The sequence below is a fragment of the Microbacterium sp. Leaf179 genome, from assembly GCF_001423785.1.
In the GTDB taxonomy this organism is placed as follows: Bacteria; Actinomycetota; Actinomycetes; order Actinomycetales; family Microbacteriaceae; genus Microbacterium.
In genome coordinates, this window is the sequence record NZ_LMPH01000002.1 from 484,536 (window position 1) to 506,850 (window position 22,315).

General features: G+C 69.8%; 20 protein-coding genes. 7 read left to right on the forward strand and 13 right to left on the reverse strand.

Annotation, left to right across the window (positions count from 1 at the left end):
* Positions 1–183: 183 nt before the first annotated feature.
* The 3 genes from ASF96_RS09790 to ASF96_RS09800 form a co-directional block, all read right to left on the reverse strand.
* A complete protein-coding gene (locus tag ASF96_RS09790; RefSeq protein ID WP_055838795.1) occupies positions 184–1,161 on the reverse strand; it encodes a carbohydrate ABC transporter permease in 978 nt (325 codons plus the stop codon).
* Positions 1,158–2,354 (reverse strand): carbohydrate ABC transporter permease, encoded by a 1,197-nt coding sequence (locus tag ASF96_RS09795; protein ID WP_055839543.1) that lies wholly within the window; start codon positions 2,352–2,354, stop codon positions 1,158–1,160. The genes ASF96_RS09790 and ASF96_RS09795 overlap by 4 nt, the downstream gene beginning before the upstream one ends.
* 277 nt (positions 2,355–2,631) lie before the next feature.
* The gene (locus tag ASF96_RS09800; RefSeq protein WP_055938588.1) at positions 2,632–3,963 is read right to left on the reverse strand and encodes an ABC transporter substrate-binding protein; all 1,332 of its coding nucleotides are present in this window, start codon (positions 3,961–3,963) and stop codon (positions 2,632–2,634) included.
* A gap of 238 nt (positions 3,964–4,201) precedes the next feature.
* On the opposite strand from ASF96_RS09800, the gene ASF96_RS09805 reads away from it, so the two are divergent.
* Entirely contained in the window at positions 4,202–5,212 is a 1,011-nt protein-coding gene (locus tag ASF96_RS09805; protein ID WP_055938591.1) for a LacI family DNA-binding transcriptional regulator, read from the forward strand.
* A gap of 51 nt (positions 5,213–5,263) precedes the next feature.
* On the opposite strand, the gene ASF96_RS09810 is transcribed toward ASF96_RS09805, so the two are convergent.
* The 5 genes from ASF96_RS09810 to ASF96_RS09830 form a co-directional block, all read right to left on the reverse strand.
* Positions 5,264–9,472 carry an ExeM/NucH family extracellular endonuclease gene (locus tag ASF96_RS09810; RefSeq protein WP_235560573.1) on the reverse strand — a complete coding sequence of 1,403 codons (4,209 nt, stop codon included), beginning with the start codon at positions 9,470–9,472 and terminating at the stop codon, positions 5,264–5,266.
* 254 nt (positions 9,473–9,726) lie between these two features.
* Positions 9,727–10,113, reverse strand: a complete 387-nt coding sequence (rplL, locus tag ASF96_RS09815; RefSeq protein ID WP_055938595.1) for a 50S ribosomal protein L7/L12 — start codon at positions 10,111–10,113, stop codon at positions 9,727–9,729.
* A gap of 38 nt (positions 10,114–10,151) precedes the next feature.
* Positions 10,152–10,667, reverse strand: coding sequence for a 50S ribosomal protein L10 (rplJ, locus tag ASF96_RS09820; protein WP_055838805.1), 516 nt, complete (start codon positions 10,665–10,667; stop codon positions 10,152–10,154).
* A 382-nt stretch (positions 10,668–11,049) separates the two neighbouring features.
* On the reverse strand, positions 11,050–11,901 hold the full coding sequence (locus tag ASF96_RS09825) for a hypothetical protein (RefSeq protein ID WP_156458796.1): 852 nt from the start codon (positions 11,899–11,901) through the stop codon (positions 11,050–11,052).
* Positions 11,902–12,253: 352 nt separating this feature from the next.
* A complete protein-coding gene (locus tag ASF96_RS09830) occupies positions 12,254–12,655 on the reverse strand; it encodes a hypothetical protein (RefSeq protein WP_055938598.1) in 402 nt (133 codons plus the stop codon).
* A 103-nt stretch (positions 12,656–12,758) separates the two neighbouring features.
* On the opposite strand from ASF96_RS09830, the gene ASF96_RS09835 reads away from it, so the two are divergent.
* From ASF96_RS09835 to ASF96_RS09850, 4 genes are all read left to right on the forward strand, one after another.
* A complete protein-coding gene (locus tag ASF96_RS09835; RefSeq protein WP_055838814.1) occupies positions 12,759–13,439 on the forward strand; it encodes a YqaJ viral recombinase family protein in 681 nt (226 codons plus the stop codon).
* Positions 13,440–13,534: 95 nt separating this feature from the next.
* Positions 13,535–15,232 (forward strand): MDR family MFS transporter, encoded by a 1,698-nt coding sequence (locus tag ASF96_RS09840; protein WP_055838817.1) that lies wholly within the window; start codon positions 13,535–13,537, stop codon positions 15,230–15,232.
* Complete coding sequence (locus tag ASF96_RS09845) at positions 15,225–15,701, forward strand: MarR family winged helix-turn-helix transcriptional regulator (protein ID WP_191915950.1); 477 nt, start codon at positions 15,225–15,227, stop codon at positions 15,699–15,701. The genes ASF96_RS09840 and ASF96_RS09845 overlap by 8 nt, the downstream gene beginning before the upstream one ends.
* 112 nt (positions 15,702–15,813) lie before the next feature.
* Positions 15,814–16,833 (forward strand): NADP-dependent oxidoreductase, encoded by a 1,020-nt coding sequence (locus ASF96_RS09850; protein ID WP_055938600.1) that lies wholly within the window; start codon positions 15,814–15,816, stop codon positions 16,831–16,833.
* Between the two features lie 2 nt (positions 16,834–16,835).
* Here ASF96_RS09850 and ASF96_RS09855 read toward each other — a convergent pair whose 3' ends face one another.
* Positions 16,836–17,723, reverse strand: a complete 888-nt coding sequence (locus tag ASF96_RS09855) for a LysR family transcriptional regulator ArgP (protein WP_055838823.1) — start codon at positions 17,721–17,723, stop codon at positions 16,836–16,838.
* Positions 17,724–17,792: 69 nt separating this feature from the next.
* On the opposite strand from ASF96_RS09855, the gene ASF96_RS09860 reads away from it, so the two are divergent.
* Positions 17,793–18,458: a LysE/ArgO family amino acid transporter gene (locus ASF96_RS09860; RefSeq protein WP_055938602.1), complete on the forward strand. Its 666-nt coding sequence runs from the start codon at positions 17,793–17,795 to the stop codon at positions 18,456–18,458.
* A 47-nt stretch (positions 18,459–18,505) separates the two neighbouring features.
* Positions 18,506–18,781, forward strand: a complete 276-nt coding sequence (locus tag ASF96_RS09865) for an acylphosphatase (protein ID WP_055838829.1) — start codon at positions 18,506–18,508, stop codon at positions 18,779–18,781.
* Here ASF96_RS09865 and ASF96_RS09870 read toward each other — a convergent pair.
* The 4 genes from ASF96_RS09870 to ASF96_RS09885 all read right to left on the reverse strand — a co-directional run bounded on the left by ASF96_RS09870 (position 18,778) and on the right by ASF96_RS09885 (position 22,228).
* Positions 18,778–19,821 carry an NAD(P)H-dependent flavin oxidoreductase gene (locus tag ASF96_RS09870; RefSeq protein WP_055938604.1) on the reverse strand — a complete coding sequence of 348 codons (1,044 nt, stop codon included), beginning with the start codon at positions 19,819–19,821 and terminating at the stop codon, positions 18,778–18,780. The genes ASF96_RS09865 and ASF96_RS09870 overlap by 4 nt on opposite strands.
* A gap of 9 nt (positions 19,822–19,830) precedes the next feature.
* Positions 19,831–20,640, reverse strand: a complete 810-nt coding sequence (locus tag ASF96_RS09875) for an amino acid ABC transporter ATP-binding protein (RefSeq protein ID WP_055938606.1) — start codon at positions 20,638–20,640, stop codon at positions 19,831–19,833.
* Entirely contained in the window at positions 20,627–21,292 is a 666-nt protein-coding gene (locus ASF96_RS09880; protein ID WP_055838837.1) for an amino acid ABC transporter permease, read from the reverse strand. The genes ASF96_RS09875 and ASF96_RS09880 overlap by 14 nt, the downstream gene beginning before the upstream one ends.
* Positions 21,293–21,421: 129 nt before the next feature.
* A complete protein-coding gene (locus ASF96_RS09885; RefSeq protein ID WP_055938608.1) occupies positions 21,422–22,228 on the reverse strand; it encodes an amino acid ABC transporter substrate-binding protein in 807 nt (268 codons plus the stop codon).
* Between the last annotated feature and the right edge of the window lie 87 nt (positions 22,229–22,315).

Consider the following 22,315-nt stretch of genomic DNA (forward strand, 5'->3'; position numbering starts at 1 on the left):
GCTCTTCCTGCGCGTAAACGCTCCGTCGCCGCGTTTATGCGCAGGAACAGCGTTTATGCGGAGGGCGGCGCACGGCGGGCGGCGGGCGGCGGACGGCGGGCGGCGGACGGCACGGCATCCGCTCGAAACGCCGAAGGGGCGCGACACCCGAGTGGATGCCGCGCCCCTTCGCCGGAGTCGGGCTCAGCCCTTCGTCGCACCTGCCAGCAGGCCGCGTACGAAGAAACGCTGCAGCAGGAAGAACACCAGCAGCGGCACGAGGATCGAGATGAACGTTCCCGCCGACTGCAGGAACCACTGGTCGCCCCAGGTGCCCGACAGCGAGTTCAACGATTGCGTCAGAGGCAGAGAGGACGATGGCGCGAAGATCGTCGCCACCAGCAGGTCGTTCCACACCCAGATGAACTCGAGCACCGCGAACGACGCCAGAGCGGGAGCCGCGAGCGGCAGGATCAGGCGGAAGAAGATCTGCCCGTGTCCGGCGCCGTCGACGCGAGCCGCCTCGATGACCTCACCCGGGATCTCGGCGATGAAGTTGTGCAGCAGGAAGATCGCCAGGGGCATCGCGAAGATCACGTGCGCGATCCACACGGTGGCGAAGCTGTGCTCCACCCCGCGAAGGTCGAAGCCCGGGAAGATCGTGACCTCGTTGATCGTCAGTCCGCGCGAGAACAGTGTCAGCAGCGGCACGAGAGCCATCTGCAGCGGCACGATCTGCAACGCGAAGATGAAGATGAAGAAGAAGTTGCGGCCCTTGAAGTCGATCCACGCGAAGGCGTAGGCGATGAGCGAGGCGATCGCGAGGGCGAACAGCACCACCGGGATCGTGATCGCCAGCGAGTTCAGGAACGACGACGCCAGCGTCAGGGCGGTACCGCCCGAGGTCAGCGCGAGCCGGTAGTTCTCGAGCGTGAAGCTGGGGTCGGTGAACACCGTCCACCAACCGGTCGACTGCGTGTCGGAGCCGGGGCGGAACGACGTGACGAACAGGCCGAACGTCGGGATCGTCCAGAAGAACGCGATGACGACGGCCGCGATCGTCGCGCCCTTGGACGTGAGGCGCTTCTGCGCCGTCTTCTCGTGCCGGCGCGTGTCGCGCTCGACCTGGCGGGCCGAACGTGAATCGACGATCGGCTCGACGACATCTACTCCGATGGTCATCGCACTTCCCTCTGCTTCCGGATCTGGCGCACGTTGAAGATGATCAGCGGCAGCACGAAGAGGAACAGCACCACGGCCAGCGCCGCGGAGTGGCCGTAGCTCTGGAACCGCTGCTGCTGGTTGACCATCTCGAAGGCGAGGACGGTCGAGTCGTTGCGTCCACCGGTCATGACCGCGACGATGTCGTAGATCTTGAGCGCACCGATGGCGATCGTGGTCAGCACCACGATCAGCGACGAACGGATGCCGGGGACGGTGACGTTGATGAACCGCTCCCAGGCGCTCGCGCCGTCGAGCTCTGCCGCTTCCATCTGCTCCGTCGGCACGGCCTTGATGGCCGCCGAGAGGATGACCATGGCGAGGCCGGTCTGGCTCCAGATGAAGACCACGACCAGGAGCAGGGTGTTGATCAGCGGCGCCGCCGACAGCCACGACACCGGCTGCCCGCCGAACGCCGTGACGATGGCGTTCAAGATGCCGATCTGGTTGTCCTGGCGGAAGTCGTAGACGAACTTCCAGATGATGCCGGCGCCGACGAACGAGATGGCGAACGGCATGAAGATGAGGACCTTGAGGTACTTCTCACCGGCCGCGCGGTCGATGAAGACCGCGTACGCGAGGCCGATGGCCGTCGCGATGGTCGGCGCCAGCAGCACCCAGATGAGGGTGTTGATGACCGACCAGAAGCCCTCGGGGTTCGTGAAGGTCCAGATGTAGTTCTCGAACCCGACGAAGTTGTCACCGGTCTTGTCGAAGAACGACTGGAAGAACGTGGTGATCGCGGGGTAGACGAGCCCCAGCAGAAGCAGGATCGACGCCGGGGCGGCGAACAGGATGAGCTGGAACAGGTACCCGGCCCCCTGACGCGACCGGTAGTCCGCGTAGAAGAGCACGGCGCCGAGCAGCACCGCGATGCCGAGCACGTAGATCACGGCGTTCTGGTACGGACGCAGCAGCATGAAGGCGATCACCGGGATGGCGAAGCACGCCACCAGGCGGAGCCAGAAGTAGCCCTTGCCCGCGCGCGGCGCGTACTCGATGAGCAGCAGCAGCAGTCCGACGACGACGCCGAAGGCGAGGAGGACGAGCGGGATCTGTGCGAGCGGGTTGAGCCCGCCCAGCCACGTGAAGAAGCTGTTGAGCGAGAAGCCCAGGGTGGTGGGTCGCGTCTCCGCCGCGGGCCGCGTCACCATGAAGAGGAAGAGCGCCACCGCCAGGATGAGGGCGACGGAGACCACGATGACCGTGGTCCGGTGGTTGTGCGCGGAGCCGCGCGACGATGTCGCTTTCGTCCGTCCCGCCGGCGAGGACGCCGGCGCCTTCTCCGCGTTTTTGATATCGGTCATGACTTCCCTCCCGAACACGCCTTCGTGCTCATCGATTGACGCCCGAGCGAGAGGGCGATGATGAAGGACGGGACCGGATGGGCCGCCCGCATCGCGGACGGCCCATCGGTCTCGTCAGGAACGGCTAGTTGTCGTAGCCGGCCTGGATGTTGCTGAGCACCTCGTCGGTGGGCGTGCCGTCGATCCAGCTGACCATGCCCTTCCAGAACGAACCCGAACCGACGGTGGCCGGCATGAGGTCGGACGCGTCGAAACGCAGCGTGGTGTTCGGGTCCTGCAGCGTCTTCATCGCCTCGGTGAGGAACTCACTGGAGGCGAGCGACGGGTCGGCGCCCTTGTTGGCCGAGATGACGCCGCCGAGCTTGACGCGAGCATCCGCGAACTCGGGGGTCGACATGAACTCGGCGACCTTCTGGACGCTCTCGTCGTCGGAGAAGGCCGCGACGAACTCGCCGCCACCCTCGACCGCCAGCTCGCCTTCCTTCACGCCCGGGAGCAGGAACGCGTACACGTCGCCGTCGGGGGCGATCGTGGGGGTCTCGCCCGCCGCGTTCGTGACCGTGAGGAAGTTCGCCGAGAGGAACGACGCCTGGTGGGTCATCGCGCAGCTGCCGTCGGCCACCTTGGCGGCGACGTCGGCGAACGCGGTCGAGTTGATGCTCTTGACGTCACCGAAACCGGCGTTGACGTACGACGGGTTGAGCAGGATCGAGCCGACGGCGTCGAAGGCGTCCTTGATCTGCGGGTCGGTGAAGGTGACCTCGTTCGCCACCCACTGGTCGTACACGTCGGGGCCGGACTGACGCAGGACCATGTCCTCGATCCAGTCCGTTCCGGGCCAGCCCGATGCGGCGTCCGAGGCGAAGCCCGCGCACCAGGGTGCGGAGCCCGACTTCTGCTGGATGGTCTGCGTGAGCGTGAGCAGCTCGTCGAACGTCTTGGGAACCTCGACGCCCCACTCCTTGAACTTCGCCGGCGAGTACCAGACGTAGCCCTTGAGGTTGGCGAGCATGGGAGCGGCGTAGAACGTGCCGTCCTCGGTGCCGTAGGACTTCCAGTCCTCGCCCCAGTACTCGTCGACGTTGCTCGAGACGGCGTCGGAGGCCTTCTGGACCTCGCCGGTGCCGATCAGGGTCTTGAGCAGACCCGGCTGCGGAACGATCGCGATGTCGGGGGCGTCGCCACCCGAGACCTTGGTCACGACGTTGCCTTCGAAGCTCTTGTCGCCGGTGTAGACGACCTTGATGCCCGTGTCCGCGGTGAACTGGTCGAAGCTCTGGTTCAGCGCGTCGGCCTCGGTGCCGGTGATGCCGCCGGAGATGCGGACGGTCGTCTCGCCCCCGGATCCGCTCCCGCCGCCGCTGCTGTCGCCTTCGGCGCAGCCCGCGAGAGCAATCGCACCGACCGCCAGCAGCCCGACGGGCGCCAGCAGGCGATACCGCTGTGACATACCCATGTGGTCTCTCCTCTTCGAGTTCAAATGGTGCATCGGAACCTGTCAGGAACCGATTCCAGATCACCGTAGGCGAGAACCCGACGAGACGCAACGCCGAAAGATCACGAACGCATAACTGGCGGAAAAACGCGAAGAACCGGAGGGAAGCATCGCGGGGAACCGGTTCCACAAAAGCGCGTTGTCGGATACTCTTCTTCGACGTCGACACCGATGTCGATCGGACCCCGAGGAACACACGATGAGCGGAATCGCCGATGTGGCACGCCTGGCCGGCGTGTCCAAGTCGACCGCCAGCCGAGCACTGACCGGCGGCGGCTACGTCTCCGACGACACGCGTCGGCGCGTCGCCGACGCCGCGGAGTCGCTCGGCTACGTCCCTTCCACGAGCGCCGTGAGTCTGGCGACCGGCCGCACGAGCACCATCGCCCTGATCGTGCCGAAGGTCAACCGCTGGTACTTCGGCGCGATCGTCGAGGGCGTCGAGCGCACCCTCATCCCCCGCGGGTACGACGTGACCCTGTACGTCGCCGAACCCGGATCGAACGACCGCGAGAGCCTGTACTCCACCTACCTCGCCCGAAAGCGCTTCGACGGCATCATCGCCGTCGCCCTCGAACCCGACGACGCCGATCTGGAACGCCTCGCGAACATCGGCAAACCCGTCGTGAGCATCGGCAACGCCCTCGCCGGGGTTCCCACCCTCGGCCTCGACAACATCGCCATCACGCGCATCATCACGCAGCACCTCATCGCCCTGGGACACACCGACATCGCGTTCGTCGGCAGCACGCCGCCCAGCGATGCCCCCGCGAAAGACGTCGACGAGCGTTCCATCGGCTACCGCAAGGCCATGAACGACCACGGACTCGCCGTCCGCATCCGCAACGTCCCGTCCACGCTGACCATCACCGACGCGTACGCGGCCGCCGCCTCGTTCCTCGCCGACGCCGCCTCCCGCCCCACGGGCGTCGTCGCCGCGTGCGACGAGGTCGCCATCGGCGTCATCATCGCCGCGCGTCGCATGGGCATCTCCGTTCCGACGCAGCTCAGCGTCGTCGGCATCGACGGCCACGACTACGCCGAGATGTTCGCCCTCACCACCGTCGAGCAGTTCCCGCTCGACCAGGGCGTCGAGGCGACGCGCATGCTGCTGTCGATGATCGAGGGCACCAGCGAGCCCCCGCGACGCACTGAGGCGGCGACCCGCCTGGTGGTGCGCTCCTCCACCGCTCCCCCGCGCCCCGCCTGACAGCACGGGACCCCGGATGCCGTGGCATCCGGGGTCCCGTGCTTCTCCGGCTCAGTCCGCCCGGCGCACTCCGCGACGACGCAGCACCACACCGATGCCCAGGAGCGCGAGGGCCGCCAGCACGCCGCCGCCCATCCACGCCGTGTCCGCACCGGTGCGCGGAAGCGACCCGGGAGCGCCGGGGCCGGCCTCGCCGCCGCCGGAGTCCCCCGGACCCGACGGCGCGTCATCGGCACCGTCCACGACCCGCACGGGCACCGTGGCCGTCGAGCCCGAGGCCGTGACGAGGCGGATGCCGACCTCGGCGGGGGCGTCCACGGGCACCGTGAGGGTGACCTGGGCGACGCCGTCGCGGACGGGCACCGTCTGAGGTTCTCCCGCACCGACCGTCACCGTGGCCTCGGTGGCGGCGGGGCTGCCGAGCGAGGTCAGGTCGAGCCCCGAGACCGTGAACGACGTCTCGGCGCCACGGATGACCTCGGTCGGCGCACCCGTCACCTCGACCGCGCGGGCACCGAAGTCGGGCGCGAGGCCCGGATGGGCCGACAGGTACGAGATCCAGCCGTCGCGGTCGATGAGACCCGAGTCGCGCGGCTCCGTGCCCTCGTCGAACACGGTGAACGCGTCACCGCCCTGCAGCAGGAAGCTGAACGAGCCGACGCGATACGACGCCGCGGGATCCACCGCGACATCGTCGACCCACAGGCCCGAGATGCGCTGCCCCGGCGCCCGAGTGGCGTCGTAGGTGTAGCGCAGGTTCTCGGACACGCTCAGCGCCAGCGTCGCGGCACGGCCCGCTTCGTCGCCCCACTGCTGCTCGAGCAGGCGGCGCAGCTGGTCGCCGGTGAGGGTGGTCGTGCCCAGGTTGTTCACGAACGGCAGCACCGCGTTCGCCTCGGCGAACGTGATCACGCCGTCGTCGCCGCGCAGCAGTTCGGCGCGCAGGCCGCCCGGGTTGACCACGGTGATGTCGGCCCCGCCGCGGGCGGGGTCGTCGAGCGTGTCGAGCAGCGCGTCGGCGACGAGATTGCCGAGCGCGGACTGCTTCGACCGGTCGTCGCGCTGGCCGCCCGTGTACACGCCGTCGACGTACGCCCCGCCGAGGAAGGCGGTGGTGATGTCGGCCGTGACCGATCCCACCGGGCGCGAACCGACGAGGTCGGCCTCGGCCAGGGCACGGTCGACGATGTCGTCCACCTCGGCCACCCGCGGGTACGTCGCGATGAGGTCGGCGTCGAGCGCGGCGCTGTTCTCGGCGGTCTGCTCGGGGTCGTCCTCGACGATCTCGGCCGCCAGGCGCGGAACGTTGCGAGCCTCGTGGTCGACCACGTCGCCGCTCTCGCGATCGATCGTCAGCACGACCTGGCCGATGTTCTCGCCGTAGTTGCCGGTCTGCAGCACGGGACGCGTCCCGTCACCGCCGGGAACCGGGGCCTCCCACGCGTACTCCTCGTGCGTGTGGCCGGTGAAGATGGCATCCACGTCGGCATCGGTCTCGGTCACGATGCGGGCGAACGCCCCGCCCGCGGCGATCGCGTCGTCGAGGGTGGTGCCCGCCGCGTCGCCCTGGGCCGCGCCTTCGTGGAACTCGGCGACGAGCACGTCGACCTGATCGCGGATCTCGGCGACCACGCGGTTCACCTCGGCCACGGGCTCGCGGAACTCCAGGCCCTCGATCCCTCCGGGGCTGACGAGCGACGCCGTCTCCTCGGTCACCGCGCCGACGACGCCGACGCGCAGTCCGTTCACCTCGACGATCTCGTAGCCGGGCAGCAGCGGTCGACCGTCCCGGTAGACGTTCGCCCCCAGGTACGGGAATGCGGAACGCTCGGTGACCCGGCCGGTCAGGTCGTCGATGCCCTTGTCGAACTCGTGGTTGCCGACGGCGGATGCCGCGAGCCCGAGCGCGTTGAGCACGTCGATCGTGGGCGCGTCGTCGGCGTTGGCCGAGGCGAAGAGCGACGCGCCGATGTTGTCACCGTTGGAGAGGAACAGCGACCGCTGCTCGCCCTTCTCGGCCCGCAGCTGCTCGATCGTGCCGGCGAACTTCACGGTGTTGGTGTCGATGCGCCCGTGGAAGTCGTTGATGTTGAGCAGGTTCAGCTCGGTCGTCCCCGACAGGTCGAGCCCGACGACCACGGGATCGTGGTCGCTGGAGCGGTAGGGGGACGCGTCGTAGAAGTTGCGCACATTGGCGTTGTACCGGCTGTACTCCGGCGCGAGAGCTTCACCGGCGTTGATGTTCCAGACGTCGGTTCCCGTGACGAGCTCCTGCGCGGCCGGAGACGCCAGCACGTGGTCGAGCGAGCCGGACTGACCGCTGAACGAGTACGTGTACTCACCGGTCGTGGACCCCAGATCGGCGTACCCCGCGTCGCGGAGCACCTGCATCGGGTCCTCCTGCGTGTACGCGTTGAAGTCGCCGAGCAGGAAAACCTCGTCGACGCCGGTGTCGGCGGTGCGCGCGGCGGCGAAGTCGACGAGCGCCTGCGCCTGACGCACGCGGTCGCCGTTGAAGGCGCCCTGGTCGCCGTCGGCGTTGTCGCCCGAGGCTGCGGGATCGCTGTCGCTCTTCGACTTGAAGTGGTTCACGATCGCGAGGAACGACGCTTCGTCGTCGCCGGCGGCCGCGAAGGCCTGGGCCAGCGGCTGTCGCGCGTTGGCGAACGCGGGGTCGTCGAGGATGACGCTGTCGCCGACCGGCGCGACCGCCGCACGCTTGTAGATGAAGGCGGTGCGGATGACGTCCTCCGACGCCGGGAGCGCGGTCGGCGAGGCGACGAACGCCCAGGCGTCCTCGCCCAGGTCGGCGTTGAGCGCCCCCACGAGGGTCGAGAGCGCCTCGTCACGGTCCTTCCCGAGAGCGGCGGAGTTCTCGATCTCTTCGAGCGAGACCACCTCCGCGTCGAGGGCGTTCAGGGCGGCGACGATCTTCGCCTGCTGGCGCTGGAGGTTCTCGTCGTTCGCGGCTCCGCGCGGACCCGGCTCGGCGCAGCGGTTGGCCGTGATCGGGTTGCCCTCGCGGTCGGTGTAGACCGAGTCGCAGCCGACGTCTTCGGCGGTGGTGGTGAAGTAGTTCAGCACGTTGAAGCTGGCCACCTGTACGGTGCCGCCGACGTCGGCGGGCCGCGCGGTGCGCGTGTTCTCGAAGGTCGCCGGCTGCACGTCGGCGGCGTTGTCGACGGTGAGCTGCCCGGTGGGCTGGAACTTCCACGCGTCGTTACGGAAATCGAGCACGACCGGCCGGGTGAACGACGCCGGAGCGCCGACGCGCACGGGGTCGGTGAGCGACAGGTACGGCAGGGGCACATCGGTGGCCGAGCGCTGGAAGTTCAGCGACGCTCCGTCGTCGAGGACCACGGCGCGGGCGGCGTTGTCGGCCACGACGTCGTCGAACTCGGCGGTGCCCGGGCGCGCGACCTCGGTGGGGGCGAGCAGCGGAGTGGTGCCCGCGGCCAGGCCCACTTCGGCGTACTGGCCCGTGCTGTAGGTGTTGGTGACGGTGAAGTCGCCCTGGGGTGCCAGCAGCATCCCCTCGAGGCGCTCGCGCTCCTCGTCTGTCCGCGGCCACGCGACGGTCGCCGGGGTGACGGGCTCGGCCGCGTCGGTCAGCACCGTGACGAGGTCGGAGTCCGAGACGATCTGAGTGAGGCCGTTGTACTCGCTCGCGGTTCCGCTGACCTCGACGTGGTCACCGACCGCGACCTCGGCCACCGCGCGGGAGCCGTAGACGAAGATCGCATCGGATGCCGTGTGATCGGCGCCCAGGTCGCCACCGGTGCCCGCGGTCTGCAGGAAGAACCCGTCGTACCCGCCGGTCGGGTACGCGGCGGTCACGACGCCGCGCGTGGTGACGGACTGCCCGCCCCGCGGGGTGGTGTCGCCCTCGCCCTGGATGTCGCGGATGGCGGTGACCTCCGCCGCCGCGGCCGCTTCGGCGGCGGGGGTCTCGGCGGCGGGGGTCTCGGCAGCGGGGGGCTCGGTCGCGGCCGTCTCTTGCGTCGTCGGATCCGCCGGCGTGGGGGCGGGTGAGGCGGTCTGTGCGGTGTCGGGCTGCGGCACGACGTCGCCGGGGGCGGCGGTGTCCGGTGCGTCGGGGGCCGACGTCTCGACGACCGGCAGCGAAGGTGCCCCGGAGTCGATGGGGGCCGCCGAAGCAGCCGGGGCGACCAGGGCGGAACCCAGGAGGGCGGCGGCCACCGCCGCGCTCAGCGCGGTCGAGGTGCGGCCCGAGGGGCGCCGAGAAGGCATGGGGGACATGGGTCTCCTGCGAATCCGACGGTCATCGTCGGGTGGGGGGATCGACGGGGGGTCTCTTCGACCGTAGACGACCTCATCAGGAATTCCCAGGCTTCATTCGTTGCCATCGTGTGAACGGTGAAGCCGTCTGCGCGGACCCTTTCCGACCGGTCGAGACTCACCCGCCCGCCGACGCGCGGGTGAGACGACGAGAACCCGGATGCCATGGCATCCGGGTTCTCGTGTGGTCGCGTTGCCGCGACGGTGAAGCGTTATTACTTGAGGGTCACCGAAGCGCCGGCAGCCTCGAGGGCCTCCTTGGCCTTCTCGGCGGTCTCCTTGTTCGCGCCCTCGAGCACGGCCTTGGGAGCACCGTCGACGACGGCCTTGGCCTCGCCGAGGCCGAGCGAGGTGAGCTCGCGGACGACCTTGATGACCTGGATCTTCTTGTCGCCGGCGGCCTCGAGAACGACGTCGAACGAGTCCTTCTCCTCGACCTCTTCGGCGGGGGCAGCGCCACCGGCGGCGGGGCCGGCAACCGCGACGGGGGCGGCAGCGGTGACGTCGAAGGTCTCTTCGAACGCCTTGACGAACTCGGACAGCTCGATGAGCGTGAGCTCCTTGAACGCCGCGAGAAGCTCTTCGGTGCTGAGCTTAGCCATGTTGTATCTCCTTGATCGGGTTAATCAGCCGGGCCGGGTCAGGCCGCGGTGTCCTGCTTCTCGCGCAGCGCGTCGACCGTGCGAACGGCCTTCGACGGAAGCGCCTGGAAGACGTATGCCGCCTTGGTCATCGTCGCCTTCATCGCACCGGCGAGCTTCGCCAGCAGGACTTCACGGCTTTCGAGATCGGCGAGCTTGTTGACCTCATCCGCGGTCAGAGCGGCGCCATCGAAGTAGCCGCCCTTCACCACGAGCTGAGGGTTAGCCTTGGCGAAGGCACGCAGGCCCTTCGCGACGGCGACGGGGTCGCCGTGCACGAACGCGATGGCAGACGGGCCCTTGAGCTCGTCATCCAGTCCCGTGACCCCCGCGTTTGCCGCGGCGATCTTGGTCAGCGTGTTCTTCACCACGGCGTAATCCGCGTCCTGACGGATGTCGTTGCGCAGCTGCTTGAGCTGGGCAACCGTCAGACCGCGGTACTCGGTCAGCAGAACGGCGGTCGAGTTCTCGAAATGCTTCGTGAGCTCGGCGACCGATGCATCCTTCTGCGCCATGGCCACTCCTTGTGTATACGAGGCGCTCCGCGATGACGGGGCGCCGGCCGAAGACACCGGGGTCTGGGCAAAAAAGAAGAGCTCCGGCGCAGGCGCACGGAGCTCGGATTCCCGATCGGGAGGAGTTCAAGTGACCTGCGTAGGTTCTCTGCTTCTCAGCAGACGCTTCGATCAGAATGCGAGCACTCCGATAACCGACGGTCTTTGGCTTGCCTCCACTGTACCCGACGCCCGCCCCCTTCGCCAATCCGCCCGCCCGCCGCCCGTCCCGCCGCGCCCGCCCCCGCGATGCTCGAGCGCCGAGGACGCACTGCTTCGTCGAGGACGCATCCGATCGATGCCGAACGGATGCGTCCTCGACGAGCGAGTACGCCCTCGCCGATCATCGCGGCGGCCTCACCCCGAAAGCCGCCAGGCGGGCGGCGAGCGCCTCCGGCGAGGCGATGTCGGCGAAGCCGCCGCGACACAATCGCCATTGCGTGACACCGCGGATCCAGTCTTCGCGTCGCTTCTCGTCCAGGACGACGTCTTCGACGGAACGACCTCTGCGGAGGGAGGGGTCCCGATACTTCACCTCACCGTCGAACTCCCAGAACGTCCGCACGTCACGCAGCGCGATGTCGACGAAATACGCGGACCCCCGCGGGCCCCCCACCGCCACCTGCAGGTCGATGTCGCGGAAACCGAGCCGGTGCAGCTGCAGTCGACTCACGCTCTCACCCGGCAACTCCGCCCTTCCATCGGCGAACTCGATGACCCAGGCGGCCTCGCGCACCCCGCGTCGACCCCGAGCGCTCACGACGCGCTCGCGCATGGCGTCACGCCAGAGGGTCTGCGCGTCGGAGTCGACCCGCCGGCCGCGCACAGCGACGAGACGAAGAGCCCCATCGGCGCAGCTCAACGCCACCTCCCGCGGCTCGGTGCAGGCGATGTCGAAAACCGTCCGCCCGAGCGAGGTGCAGCGGATCCCGTCGACGACGACGACATCCTGGGGGTCGAGGGCGCCTGTGTGCCGGCGCAGTGCGCGACCACTCGGTGGATGGGCGGAGCGCGGAACCATCGCGTGCACGGGTCCGCCGCGGAAGCGGTAGAGCGGCAGACCGTGCAGAACGGCCGCCGAGAGGTGGGAGACCACCCCGCCGGCATCGCGCGCCCTGCGGACGGCGGCGAGGATCGCGAAGCGGTGGCGGTCGGCCGGCCGCGCCGCGGTCCATTCGTCGCGGGCGATGTACACCCCGGGCTCGATTCGTGACCACGCGCCGCCGGTGCCGGCCTTCCTCAGCTCCGATTCGGACACACCGCGCTCGCGTAGTTCCGATCTGGAGAAGAGCGACCGCCGAGCGAGTTCGATCGGTGATTCCGCCTGCATGCGTCCACACTGCCGACTCCGACGTCCGGGCGTCGGTGTCTTTCCACAGGCGCGCACGCCAGGAGGCCCACCGACCCTCACGAGGACGCACTCGATCGACGATGACGCATCGCATGGGCAACGACCGGGTACGTCCTCGGCGATCGTGTGCGTCCCCACCGAACCACCACCCGCGCGCCCGTTCCCCCGCGGCCGCGGCAGGCCGGACTCCCCCGCGTCAGGACACGCGGGGTTCGGGCAGCAGGGCCCGAGTCATGCGCACGATGCGCGCGGGCGTGCGGGCGCCGAGCCAGACCGTGCACACCGGGTCGTCTCCGCACGCCCACTCGGCGCACCAGGCGTGGATCGCCTGCGCGAGACGCTCGCCGCGCGGCCGCAGCCCGCCCTCGAGCGAGCGGTCGAGCCAACTCACCCGCCCCTCGCGGGCGTCGATGACGCCCACCTGATCCGACCCGCACACCTCGACCAGCACCGTCAGGTGCGCGGCGGGCGAGAGGGCGGCGGCGATACGCCGCATCTCGGGGAGGTTCCGTGCGTCACCACCGAGCAGCACAGCACCCTCGAGATCGCACCAGCGGCCCCCGTCGGGGCGGCGCAGCGAAACGGCATCCGAACTCATGACGATCAACTTAGGTCACCCTTACTTCGAGGACAAGACCCCGGATGCCGACGCGCCGGGGTTCGCATCCGATCCACGGGCGCGCGGGGTTAGGGTCGAACGCATGTCCCCCGAGCTCGTCGCCTCTCGCAGCGCCGACCTCGACGCCCGCATCGTCGCCGATTCGCGGGATCGGGTCGCCTGGATCCGGGCCCGCTCGCGCGGGATCACGGCCACCGACGTCGCCACGTTGACGAGCCACAACGCCATCTCGCGCGCCGCGGATGCCAAGCTCATGGGCTCGAACTTCTCGGGCAACGCCTTCACCGCGCACGGCCGTCGGCGCGAACCCGAGATCGCCGCGTGGGTCGCGGCGACCCACGGCATCCGCCCTTCGTCGGCGCTATATCACGCGGTCGTCGAGAAGCGTCACCTGGCCACCCCCGACGGCGTCGTCGTCGACGGCGAGGGGCGCATCGTGCTCGCCGAGATCAAGACGACGAACAAAGCGTGGCGCTCGATCCCCCGCACGTACATGCGCCAGATCTGGTGGCAGCAGCACGTGCTCGGCGCGGAACGCACGCTCGTCGCCTGGGAGCAGCACGACGCCTTCGTCCCCGTCGGCGACGAACCGCGCTGCCAGTGGATCGACCGCGACGAACGCGAGATCGCGAAGCTCGTGGGCCTGGCGACCTCGCTCATCGACGAGCTCTACCACCGCACCATGCAGACGCGTCAGCCGCGCCCCGAACCCGTGCGGACGGAACCGACCGAGAGGTACCGCGCCCTGGCGCTCCTCGATTAATAGTTGACGCAAGTCAAGCATCAGGCGTATCGTTGACGTTAGTCAACTAACGCGCCATCGTCGTCGCGGCATCCGTCCCCTCCGTGGAGTTCCGCATGACCACCTCCCCCACCACAGACACGCCCGCCCAGCGGCGCGTGCTCCCCGCCCTCATCGGGCTGCTGCTCGGCACCTTCGTGTCGATGCTCGCCTCGACCGTCGTCTCGACGTCGCTGCCGGTCATCGTGCACGACCTGTCGGGCGACCAGAACGCCTACACCTGGGTCATCACCGCGACCCTGCTCACCACCGCGATCTCGACCCCCATCTGGGGCAAGCTCGCCGACCTGTTCAACCGCAAGCTGCTCATCCAGATCGCCATCGCGATCTTCGTGCTCGCCACGGCCGCCGCCGGCTTCGCGCAGGACACGAACATGCTGATCGCCTTCCGCGCCGTGCAGGGCCTGGGTGCCGGCGGTCTCGCCGCCCTCAGCCAGGTCATCATGGCCGACATCATCAGCCCGCGCGAGCGCGGCCGGTACATGGGCCTGTTCGGGGCGGTCATGGCCGTGGCCACGGTCGGCGGGCCGCTGCTCGGCGGCGTCATCACCGACGCCTTCGGCTGGCGCTGGAACTTCTTCGTCGCCCTGCCCTTCGCCGTCGTGGCCCTGCTCATCCAGCAGCGCACCCTGCACCTGCCGGCGCGAGCGAAGCGCAAGGTGAAGATCGACTACCTGGGCATCGTGCTGCTCTCGACCGCGGTCTCGCTCATCCTCATCTGGGTGACCAACGCCGGAAAGACCTTCGACTGGGCCAGCGTCGAGACCGCCGTGATGGTCGGTGGAGCCGTGCTCGCCGCCGTCCTGTTCGTGGTCGTCGAACTGCGCTCCTCCGAGCCGCTCGTGCCGCTCACCCTGTTCCGCGACGCCACCTTCACCCTGGCGACGATCGCGTCGATCGCGACGGGGCTGGCGATGTTCGGCACCTCCGTCTTCCTGAGCCAGTACATGCAGATGGCGCGGGGAGCCACGCCCACCGAGGCCGGCGTCATGACCATCCCGATGATCGCGGGCCTGCTGATCTCGTCGATCGTCGTGGGCGCGCTCATCTCGCGTCACGGGCACTGGAAGCCGTTCCTCATCGCCGGTGGTGTGCTGCTGATCGCCGGGTCGTTCCTGCTGTCGACGATCCACTACGACACGAACTTCGCGCTGGTCTCGGTGTACATGGCCCTGCTCGGCGCCGGAGTCGGCATGACGATGCAGAACCTCGTGCTCATCGTGCAGAACACGGCCAACCCCACCCAGATGGGCGCGGCGAGCTCGGGCGTGACGTTCTTCCGCAGCCTCGGCGGCACCATCGGCGTGTCGGTCATGGGCGCCGCCCTCGCGAGCATGGCGGCGAGCCTGTTCACCGACCGAGCCGACGAGCTCAAGACCGCGATCATGGGTCTCGGCGCCGACGGCGCCGCGGTGGCCCAGTCCCTGCAGTCGGGCACCATTCCGCAGGTGTCGGCCCTCCCCGACACCGTCCGCGTCATCGTCGAGGACATCTACGCGCAGTCGATCGCGCACTCGTTCCTCATCGCCGTTCCGGTGGCGGTGGTCAGCCTCATCGCCATCCTGTTCCTCCCCAACCGCCCCCTCACCCGCATGACGACGACCGAGCGCGTCGCCGCGAGCGAGGCCGACTTCGCCACCGTCTCGGTTCCGGCCGGCATGGCGACGCTCGCCGCGACGGGATCCATCACGACCCCGGATGCCGCTGCCTCGCGCCGCGCACGCCGTGGCGCCGAGATGGGAGAGGATGACTGACGTGATGAGCGAATCGAACGATGACCGCCGCGAGGCCGTCCAGGCCCTGGAGTCGTCGTTCTCGGAGCTCATGACCGTGTTCCGCCGCTTCGTCTCCGAAGCGGCGGAACGCGTGAGTCCCGGGATGCTCCCGGCCACCTTCAAGGCCCTCTCCGTCGTCAGCAGGTTCGGCCCGCTCACGCTCTCGGCTCTCGCCGAACGGCTCTCGGCCGACAAGGGCTTCCTCAGCCGATCGATCAGCGAGCTGGAAGAGCTGGGCCTGGTGACCCGCACACCCGATCCGAACGATCGCCGCTCGCGCCTCATCGCGGTGACCGAGGTCGGGCACGCGCGGCTCGCCGACGCCCGCGCCCCGCACGAGAGTCGCCTGTTCGAGGCGATGGCCGATTGGTCGGTGGCCGACATCCGCCACCTGTCGACCCTTCTGCACGCGCTCGCGGTCGGCGAGTCCCCCGCACAGGATCGCTAGCCTTCGCGACACGGTGACCCGGGTGTAACACCGCGGAGACAATGGCGCGCTTGACTGGTCGCGTCGCGGCGGAGTCGCCGTGCATGCGACCGCACGCGAGAGAGAGCGCCCGATGAGATCCCGATCGACGCGTCCCGAGACCGCCATCGAACCCGCACCGGCGGTTCCCGAGACGATGCGGGCGGCGGTGTTCGACGCTCCGGGCCCGGCCGACGCGCTGCACCTCGCCGACGTCGCCGTCCCCTCCCCCGTGTTGAGCGAGGTGCTGGTGCGGGTGGTGGCCGCCGGCATCAACCCGATCGACGCCAAGACCCGTGCCGGACGCGGTCTGTCGGGCGCGATCGACTCCTGGCCCGCCGTGCTGGGTCTCGACGTCAGCGGGGTGGTGGTGCGCGCGCCGTTCGATGCGCACCCGTTCCCCGTCGGCACCGAGGTCTACGGCATGGCCGCCGCCCCCCGCACCCCGGGGGCCTACGCCGAGTACGTCGTCGTGCCCACCCTGTCGCTGGCGCGCAAGCCCGCTGCCCTCTCGCACGTCGAGGCCGCGGGCGTGCCCGTCGCCGCCCTGACCGCGTGGGGCCTGGTCGTCGAGACCGCGCTCGCCCACCAGGGCCAGCGCATCCTCGTGCACGCCGGCAGCGGAGGGGTGGGGCACTTCGCGGTGCAGTTCGCCGCGTACTTCGGCGCGCACGTCATCGCGACGGGCTCCGGCCGCAACCTCGAGTGGCTCCGCGAGCTCGGCGCCGCCGAGGTGGTCGATTACACCTCGACCCGCTTCGAAGACGTCGTCTCGCCGGTCGATGTCGTGATCGACCTCATCGGCAACGTCGCCGACGATACCGGCACGCGCTCACTCGAGGTGCTGCGCCCCGGTGGACTGCTGATCGAGGTGCCCACCGGAGCCTGGCCGGGCTTCCGCGAGGCGGCCTCGGCCCGCGGCATCCGATCGACCGACTACAAGACCATCCCCGACGGCGCCGCCCTCGCCACCATCGGCCGCCTGCTCGACTCGGGCGCCGTCCGCGTGTTCATCGACCGGGTCTTCGACCTCGACGATGTCGCCGCCGCGCACACGGAGCTCGAACGCGGGCACACCCGCGGCAAGATCGTGCTGCACGTCAGCGACGACTGAGCTCACCCCGCCGCCAGCACGCGCCGTCCCTCGGCCACGACCTCGTCGGCCACGTCGTCGAGCAGATCGGAGGTGAGGTTCCACTGCTGCCAGTACAGCGGCACGTCGAGGGGGTCGTCGCCGAGGGGCACGAGCGATCCGTCGGCCAGCCCCGCCGCCGACTGGAAGCTCGGCAGCAACCCCCACCCGAGCCCCAGCTCGACCGCGGTGGCGAAGTCCTGCGATGCCGGAACCCGATGCCGCGGGGGCGCTGCCGCCGCCACGCCCCGGCGCGCCAGCCACTGCGTCTGCAGGTCGTCGCGACGGTCGAAGTCGACGACGGGCGCCGCGGCGAGAGCCCCGGCATCCACACCCTCGGGGAACCAGCGGCGCGAGAACCCCGCCGTCGCCACCGCCTCGTACCGCAGCACACCGAGAGGTCGTACCCGACACCCGGCGAGCGGGGTCTCACGCGACGTGACCGCCGCCATGACCGTGCCCGACTCGAGCAGGCCCACCGTGAAGTCCTGGTCGTCGCGGTGCAGGTCGAACACCACCGCGCGTCGCTCGGCCACCCGGGCCAGCGGCGGCAGGAACCACGTGCCCATCGAGTCGGCGTTCACCGCCAGGGGAAGGGATGCCACGACACCGCCCTCCGCGCCGATCGCCGCCAGAGCGTCGTGCTCGAGCAGCGCGAGTTGGCGTGCGAGGCGCACGACGGCGTCGCCCGCCTCGGTCGTGCGCACCGGCTTGGATCGCACCAGGACGACGCGTCCGAGCTGGTCTTCGAGGGCCCGCACGCGCTGACTCACCGCGGAGGGGGTCACGTGCAGACGCCGTGCCGCGGCATCGAGGGTCCCCTCCTCGACGACGACGGCGAGGGTGCGGGCGAGATCGAGCGGAATCGACATGAAGCGATGCTAATGGTCCATCAGAATCTTGAGCTGGTCTTCTCGAGAACGTCGCCTTAGCGTCGAGACGTGCTCACCCCCCTCCTCGCCGGCCTCGGCCTCGGCTTCTCACTCATCGTCGCCATCGGCGCGCAGAACCTCTTCGTGCTGCGCCAGGGGGTCCGGCGCGAACATCTGCTCGCGGTGGTCGCGGTGTGCGCGGTATCGGATGCCGTGCTGATCCTGCTCGGCGTCTCCGGCGTCGGCCTCGTGCTGCAGGCGGTTCCCTGGCTCATCGTCGTGGTGCGGTGGGCGGGCGCGGCGTTCCTCGTCGGATACGGCCTGCTGGCAGCCCGACGGGCGCTGCGTCCGAGCGGCGAGACCCTGCGCGTCGACGCCGCCCCTACGGCATCCGCCTCGCCCGCCGAGACCGGGCGCACGGCCGTGAAGGCCCGTCCCGCACGCACGACGCTCGCCGCGACCGTGCTCACCTGCCTCGCCCTCACCTGGCTCAATCCGCACGTCTACCTCGACACGGTGTTCTTGCTCGGCTCGGTCGCGACCACGCACGGCGACGGGCGGTGGGCGTTCGCGATCGGCGCGTGCCTCGCCAGCCTCGCGTGGTTCTCGCTCCTCGGCTTCGGGGCGCGGTACCTCGGCCGGTGGCTCGACACGCCCCGCGCCTGGCGCATCCTCGACGCGATCATCGCGGTCGTGATGTTCGCCATCGCGGTCTCGCTCGTGCTGCCGCACTGAGCCGGCGCGCGTGGACCGACGGGCACCGCGTGCACGAGAATGGCCCGATGCGAACGGTGACGATCAGGGTGCACGGCCGCGTGCAGGGTGTCGGCTTCCGCTATGCGCTCCAGGCCGAGGCCGAGCGGCTCGGTGCCCGCGGGTGGGTGCGCAACCGCCGCGACGGCTCGGTCGAAGCCCTCGTCGAGGGTGACGACGCGACGGTCGACGCCGTCCTCGCGTGGGCCCAGGCGGGTCCCCCGTCGGCCCGGGTCGACCGGGTCGACGTGCACGAGGGCGGCGGCGCGGCTCCGCGCGGGTTCGAGATCCGCGCGACGGCTTAGACCGGCACGCCCGCCCGCAGCTCCGCCAGCACGTCGGCGGCGTCGTCGAGACGCGCGAGGCCCGCGGCCTGTCCCGCCCACAGCGACACCAGGTCGGCGTCTCCCGACGCCGTGGCCGCCGCGCGGAATGCACCGGTGAGCCAGTTCTGCGCGGGGAACGGGGCGATCATGCCGCCGGCCTCGAGCTCGCGCATCGCCCGGTTCGGGATGCCGCGCGCCAGCCGCCCGCTCATCGCCCGCGTGAGCACCGTGTCGGTGTCGGCCGCGGCGGCGATCGCCGCGCGATGCCCCGCGGTCGCAGCGGACTGCCTCGTGCGCAGGAACGCCGTGCCGACCTGCACGCCGTCGGCCCCGAGCGCGAACGCCGCGGCGACTCCGCGGCGATCGGCCACGCCGCCGGCCGCGATGACGGGGACACTCACCGCGTCGACGACCTGCGGCACCAGCGCGAACGTGCCCACGAGCGAGTGCGCCGGGTCGGCGAGGAACGACACACGGTGCCCCGCGGCCTCGGCCCCCGTCGCGACGATGGCATGGACCCCCGCACCCTCGAGCGCCACCGCCTCGGCGACCGAGGTGGCGGTGCCGATCACGCGGATGCCGAGAGCTCGCGCGCGGGCGAGGGTCTCGGCATCCGGGACCCCGTACACGACGCTCAGCACATCGGGGCGCGCGTCGAAGACGGCCTCGAGCTGGTCGGCGATCGGCGTGAGGTACGCGGCGGGAACGGCGGGCGGGGCGATGCCCGCGGCGGCGAACAGCGGCTCGGCGGCCCGCACGAACGGCGCGATGTCGACGTCGGTCGGAGTCACCTCGTCGCCGCGCGGCAGCCACAGGTTCACCGCCACGGGACGCGGCGTGGCAGCCCGAAGGGCGGCGATCGTGTCGCGGATACGTTCCGGCGTGTAGCCGTAGAGGCCGAACGAGCCGAGGCCTCCCCCATCGCTGACCGCCGCCGTCAACGCGATCGACGAGAGCCCGCCGAAGGGGCCGAGAACGACGGGCGAATCGATGCCGAGCAGGTTCTCGAGGCGGCGCATGGATCCACGCTACTCCGGGAGTTCGGACGTCCCGGTCGGATCGGGGCCGTCGAGGGGGTGCAGCAGGCGGTTCAGGAAGCGACGCGTGCGCTCCTTCTTCGGCGCGCGGAGCAGATCCGCGGGGGCGCCCCGCTCCACGATCACCCCTTCGTCGAAGAACAGGACCTCGTCCGCGACCTCGCGGGCGAAACCGAGCTCGTGCGTGACGATGACCATCGTCCAGCCCTCGTTCGCGAGTTCCCGCAGCACCGTCAGCACCTCGCCGACGAGTTCGGGGTCGAGAGCGCTCGTCGGCTCGTCGAAGAGCAGCAGCTGCGGTTGCAGGGCCAGGGCCCGGACGATGCCGACGCGCTGCTGCTGGCCGCCCGAGAGTTCCGACGGGTAGGCGTCGCGCTTCTCGGCGAGGCCGACACGGGCCAAGAGCATCTCGGCGCGGGCGATCGCGTCGGCCTTCGGCACGCCGTGCGCCTGGATGGGCCCCTCGGTGACGTTCTGCAGCACCGTGAGGTGCGGAAAGAGGTTGTGGTGCTGGAACACCATCGCCGATCGGTCGCGCAGAGCCGTGCGATCGGCCTTCGACACCTTGGGCGCCGAGAAGTCGACGACCGGACCGCCGTCGAACGCCACCACTCCGGCATCCGGGGTCTCGAGACCGTTCAGGCAGCGCAGCACCGTCGTCTTGCCCGACCCCGAGGGACCGATCAGCACCAGCACGTCACCGCGCCGCACCGACAGGTCGACGCCGTCGAGCACGCGGTTGTCGCCGAAGCTCTTCTCGAGGCCCGTGACCTGCAACAACGGGGCGTCAGTGGGCGACATGGCGGTCCAATCTCTTCTCGAGAGCGTTCTGCCCGAACGACAGCACCAGGCAGAACAGCCAGTAGATGAGCGCGGCCTCGAGGTACACCGCCATGAACTCGTACGAGAACGCGGCGATGTTCTGGGCCTGGCGGAACAGCTCCGACACGAGGATGAGCGACGCCAGTGAGCTGTCCTTCACGAGCGAGATGAAGGTGTTCGACAGCGGAGGGACCGACACCCGCGCGGCCTGCGGGAGGATGATGCGGGTCAGCGTCTTGCGGTGCGAGAGGCCGACGGTGTGCGCCGCCTCCCACTGCCCTCGCGGGACCGACAGGATCGCGGCGCGGATCACCTCGGCCGCGTAGCCGCCGACGTTCAGCGAGAAGGCGATGACGGCCGCGGGGAACGGGTCGATGACGACACCGATCGCGGGAAGGCCGTAGAAGATCACGAACAGCTGCACCAGCAGCGGCGTGCCGCGGATGACCGAGATGTAGAACCGCGCGAAGCCCGAGAACACGACGTTGCGCGACAGACGCAGCAACGCCATCGCGAGTGCCAGAGCGAGCCCGATCGCGAACGAGGCCAGCGACAGGGGGATGGTGCCCGTGAGGCCCGCCAGCAGCATGGGCCAGAACGAGTCGAGCATCAGCGTCCAGATGTCGTTCATGGGCATTCTTTCTCCGGTGGGCTCGGGGCCCGACTCCTCGCGCGCGCGTTCGCACACGCCGACGCGGACCGTCCGCCTCCCACGCTAGAGGGGGAAGGCGGACGATCCGCGGGGGTTTACAGCCGGGTGTTACTGGGTGACGTCGGCGCCGAAGTACTTCTGGCTGATCTCGGCGAGCGTGCCGTCGGCGCGCAGCTCCTCGAGGGCGCCGTCGACGGCCTCGGCGAGCTTGTCCTGACCCTTCTTGAACGCGAAGGCGCTCTCGGAGGTGTCGTCGGTCTCGGCGGCGATCTTCAGGCCCGTCGGGCTGTTGGTCTTCTCGTAGTCGAGGTAGGTCAGCTGGTCGTTGATCGTGGCCTCGACGCGACCCTGCTTCAGCAGCGCGACGGCCTGCGCCCAACCCTCGACGGCCTCGACCTGCGCGCCGCTGTCGGTGGCGAGCTCGTACCAGTTGCTCGTGAGCGACTGGGCGGTGGTCTTGCCCGAGAGGTCGGCGAAGCTCGAGATCGCGCTGTCGTCCTCGTTCGTGACGATCACGCCACGCGACACCGTGTACGGCGCGCTGAAGGTGTACTTCTCCTGGCGCTCGGGGTTGATCGACACCTGGTTGGCGATGACGTCGAAACGACCGGCATCCAGGCCCGCGAAGATCGCGTCCCACTGGGTCTCTTGGAAGGTGACCTGCAGACCCAGCTTGTCGGCGACGGCCTTCGCGATCTCGACGTCGAAACCGGTCAGATCGCCCGCGCCCTCGTGGAACGAGAACGGGCGGTAGGTGCCCTCAGTGGCGACGGTGAGGGTGCCGTCCGAGATGAGGCCGAGATCGGCTCCCGCTCCGGGCGTCGCCTCGGACGACGCACCGCCGCTGCAGGCGGTCAGCGCGAGGGCGCTGAGGCCCAGGGTGGCGGCGAGGACGGTCAAACGACGACGGGGCATAGCTGTTCCTGACATGGGTGATGTGGGGACAAGTGATGGGGGGAGGGCGCGGTGAGCGCCCCTCAGCACAACACGTTCACCCGCCGG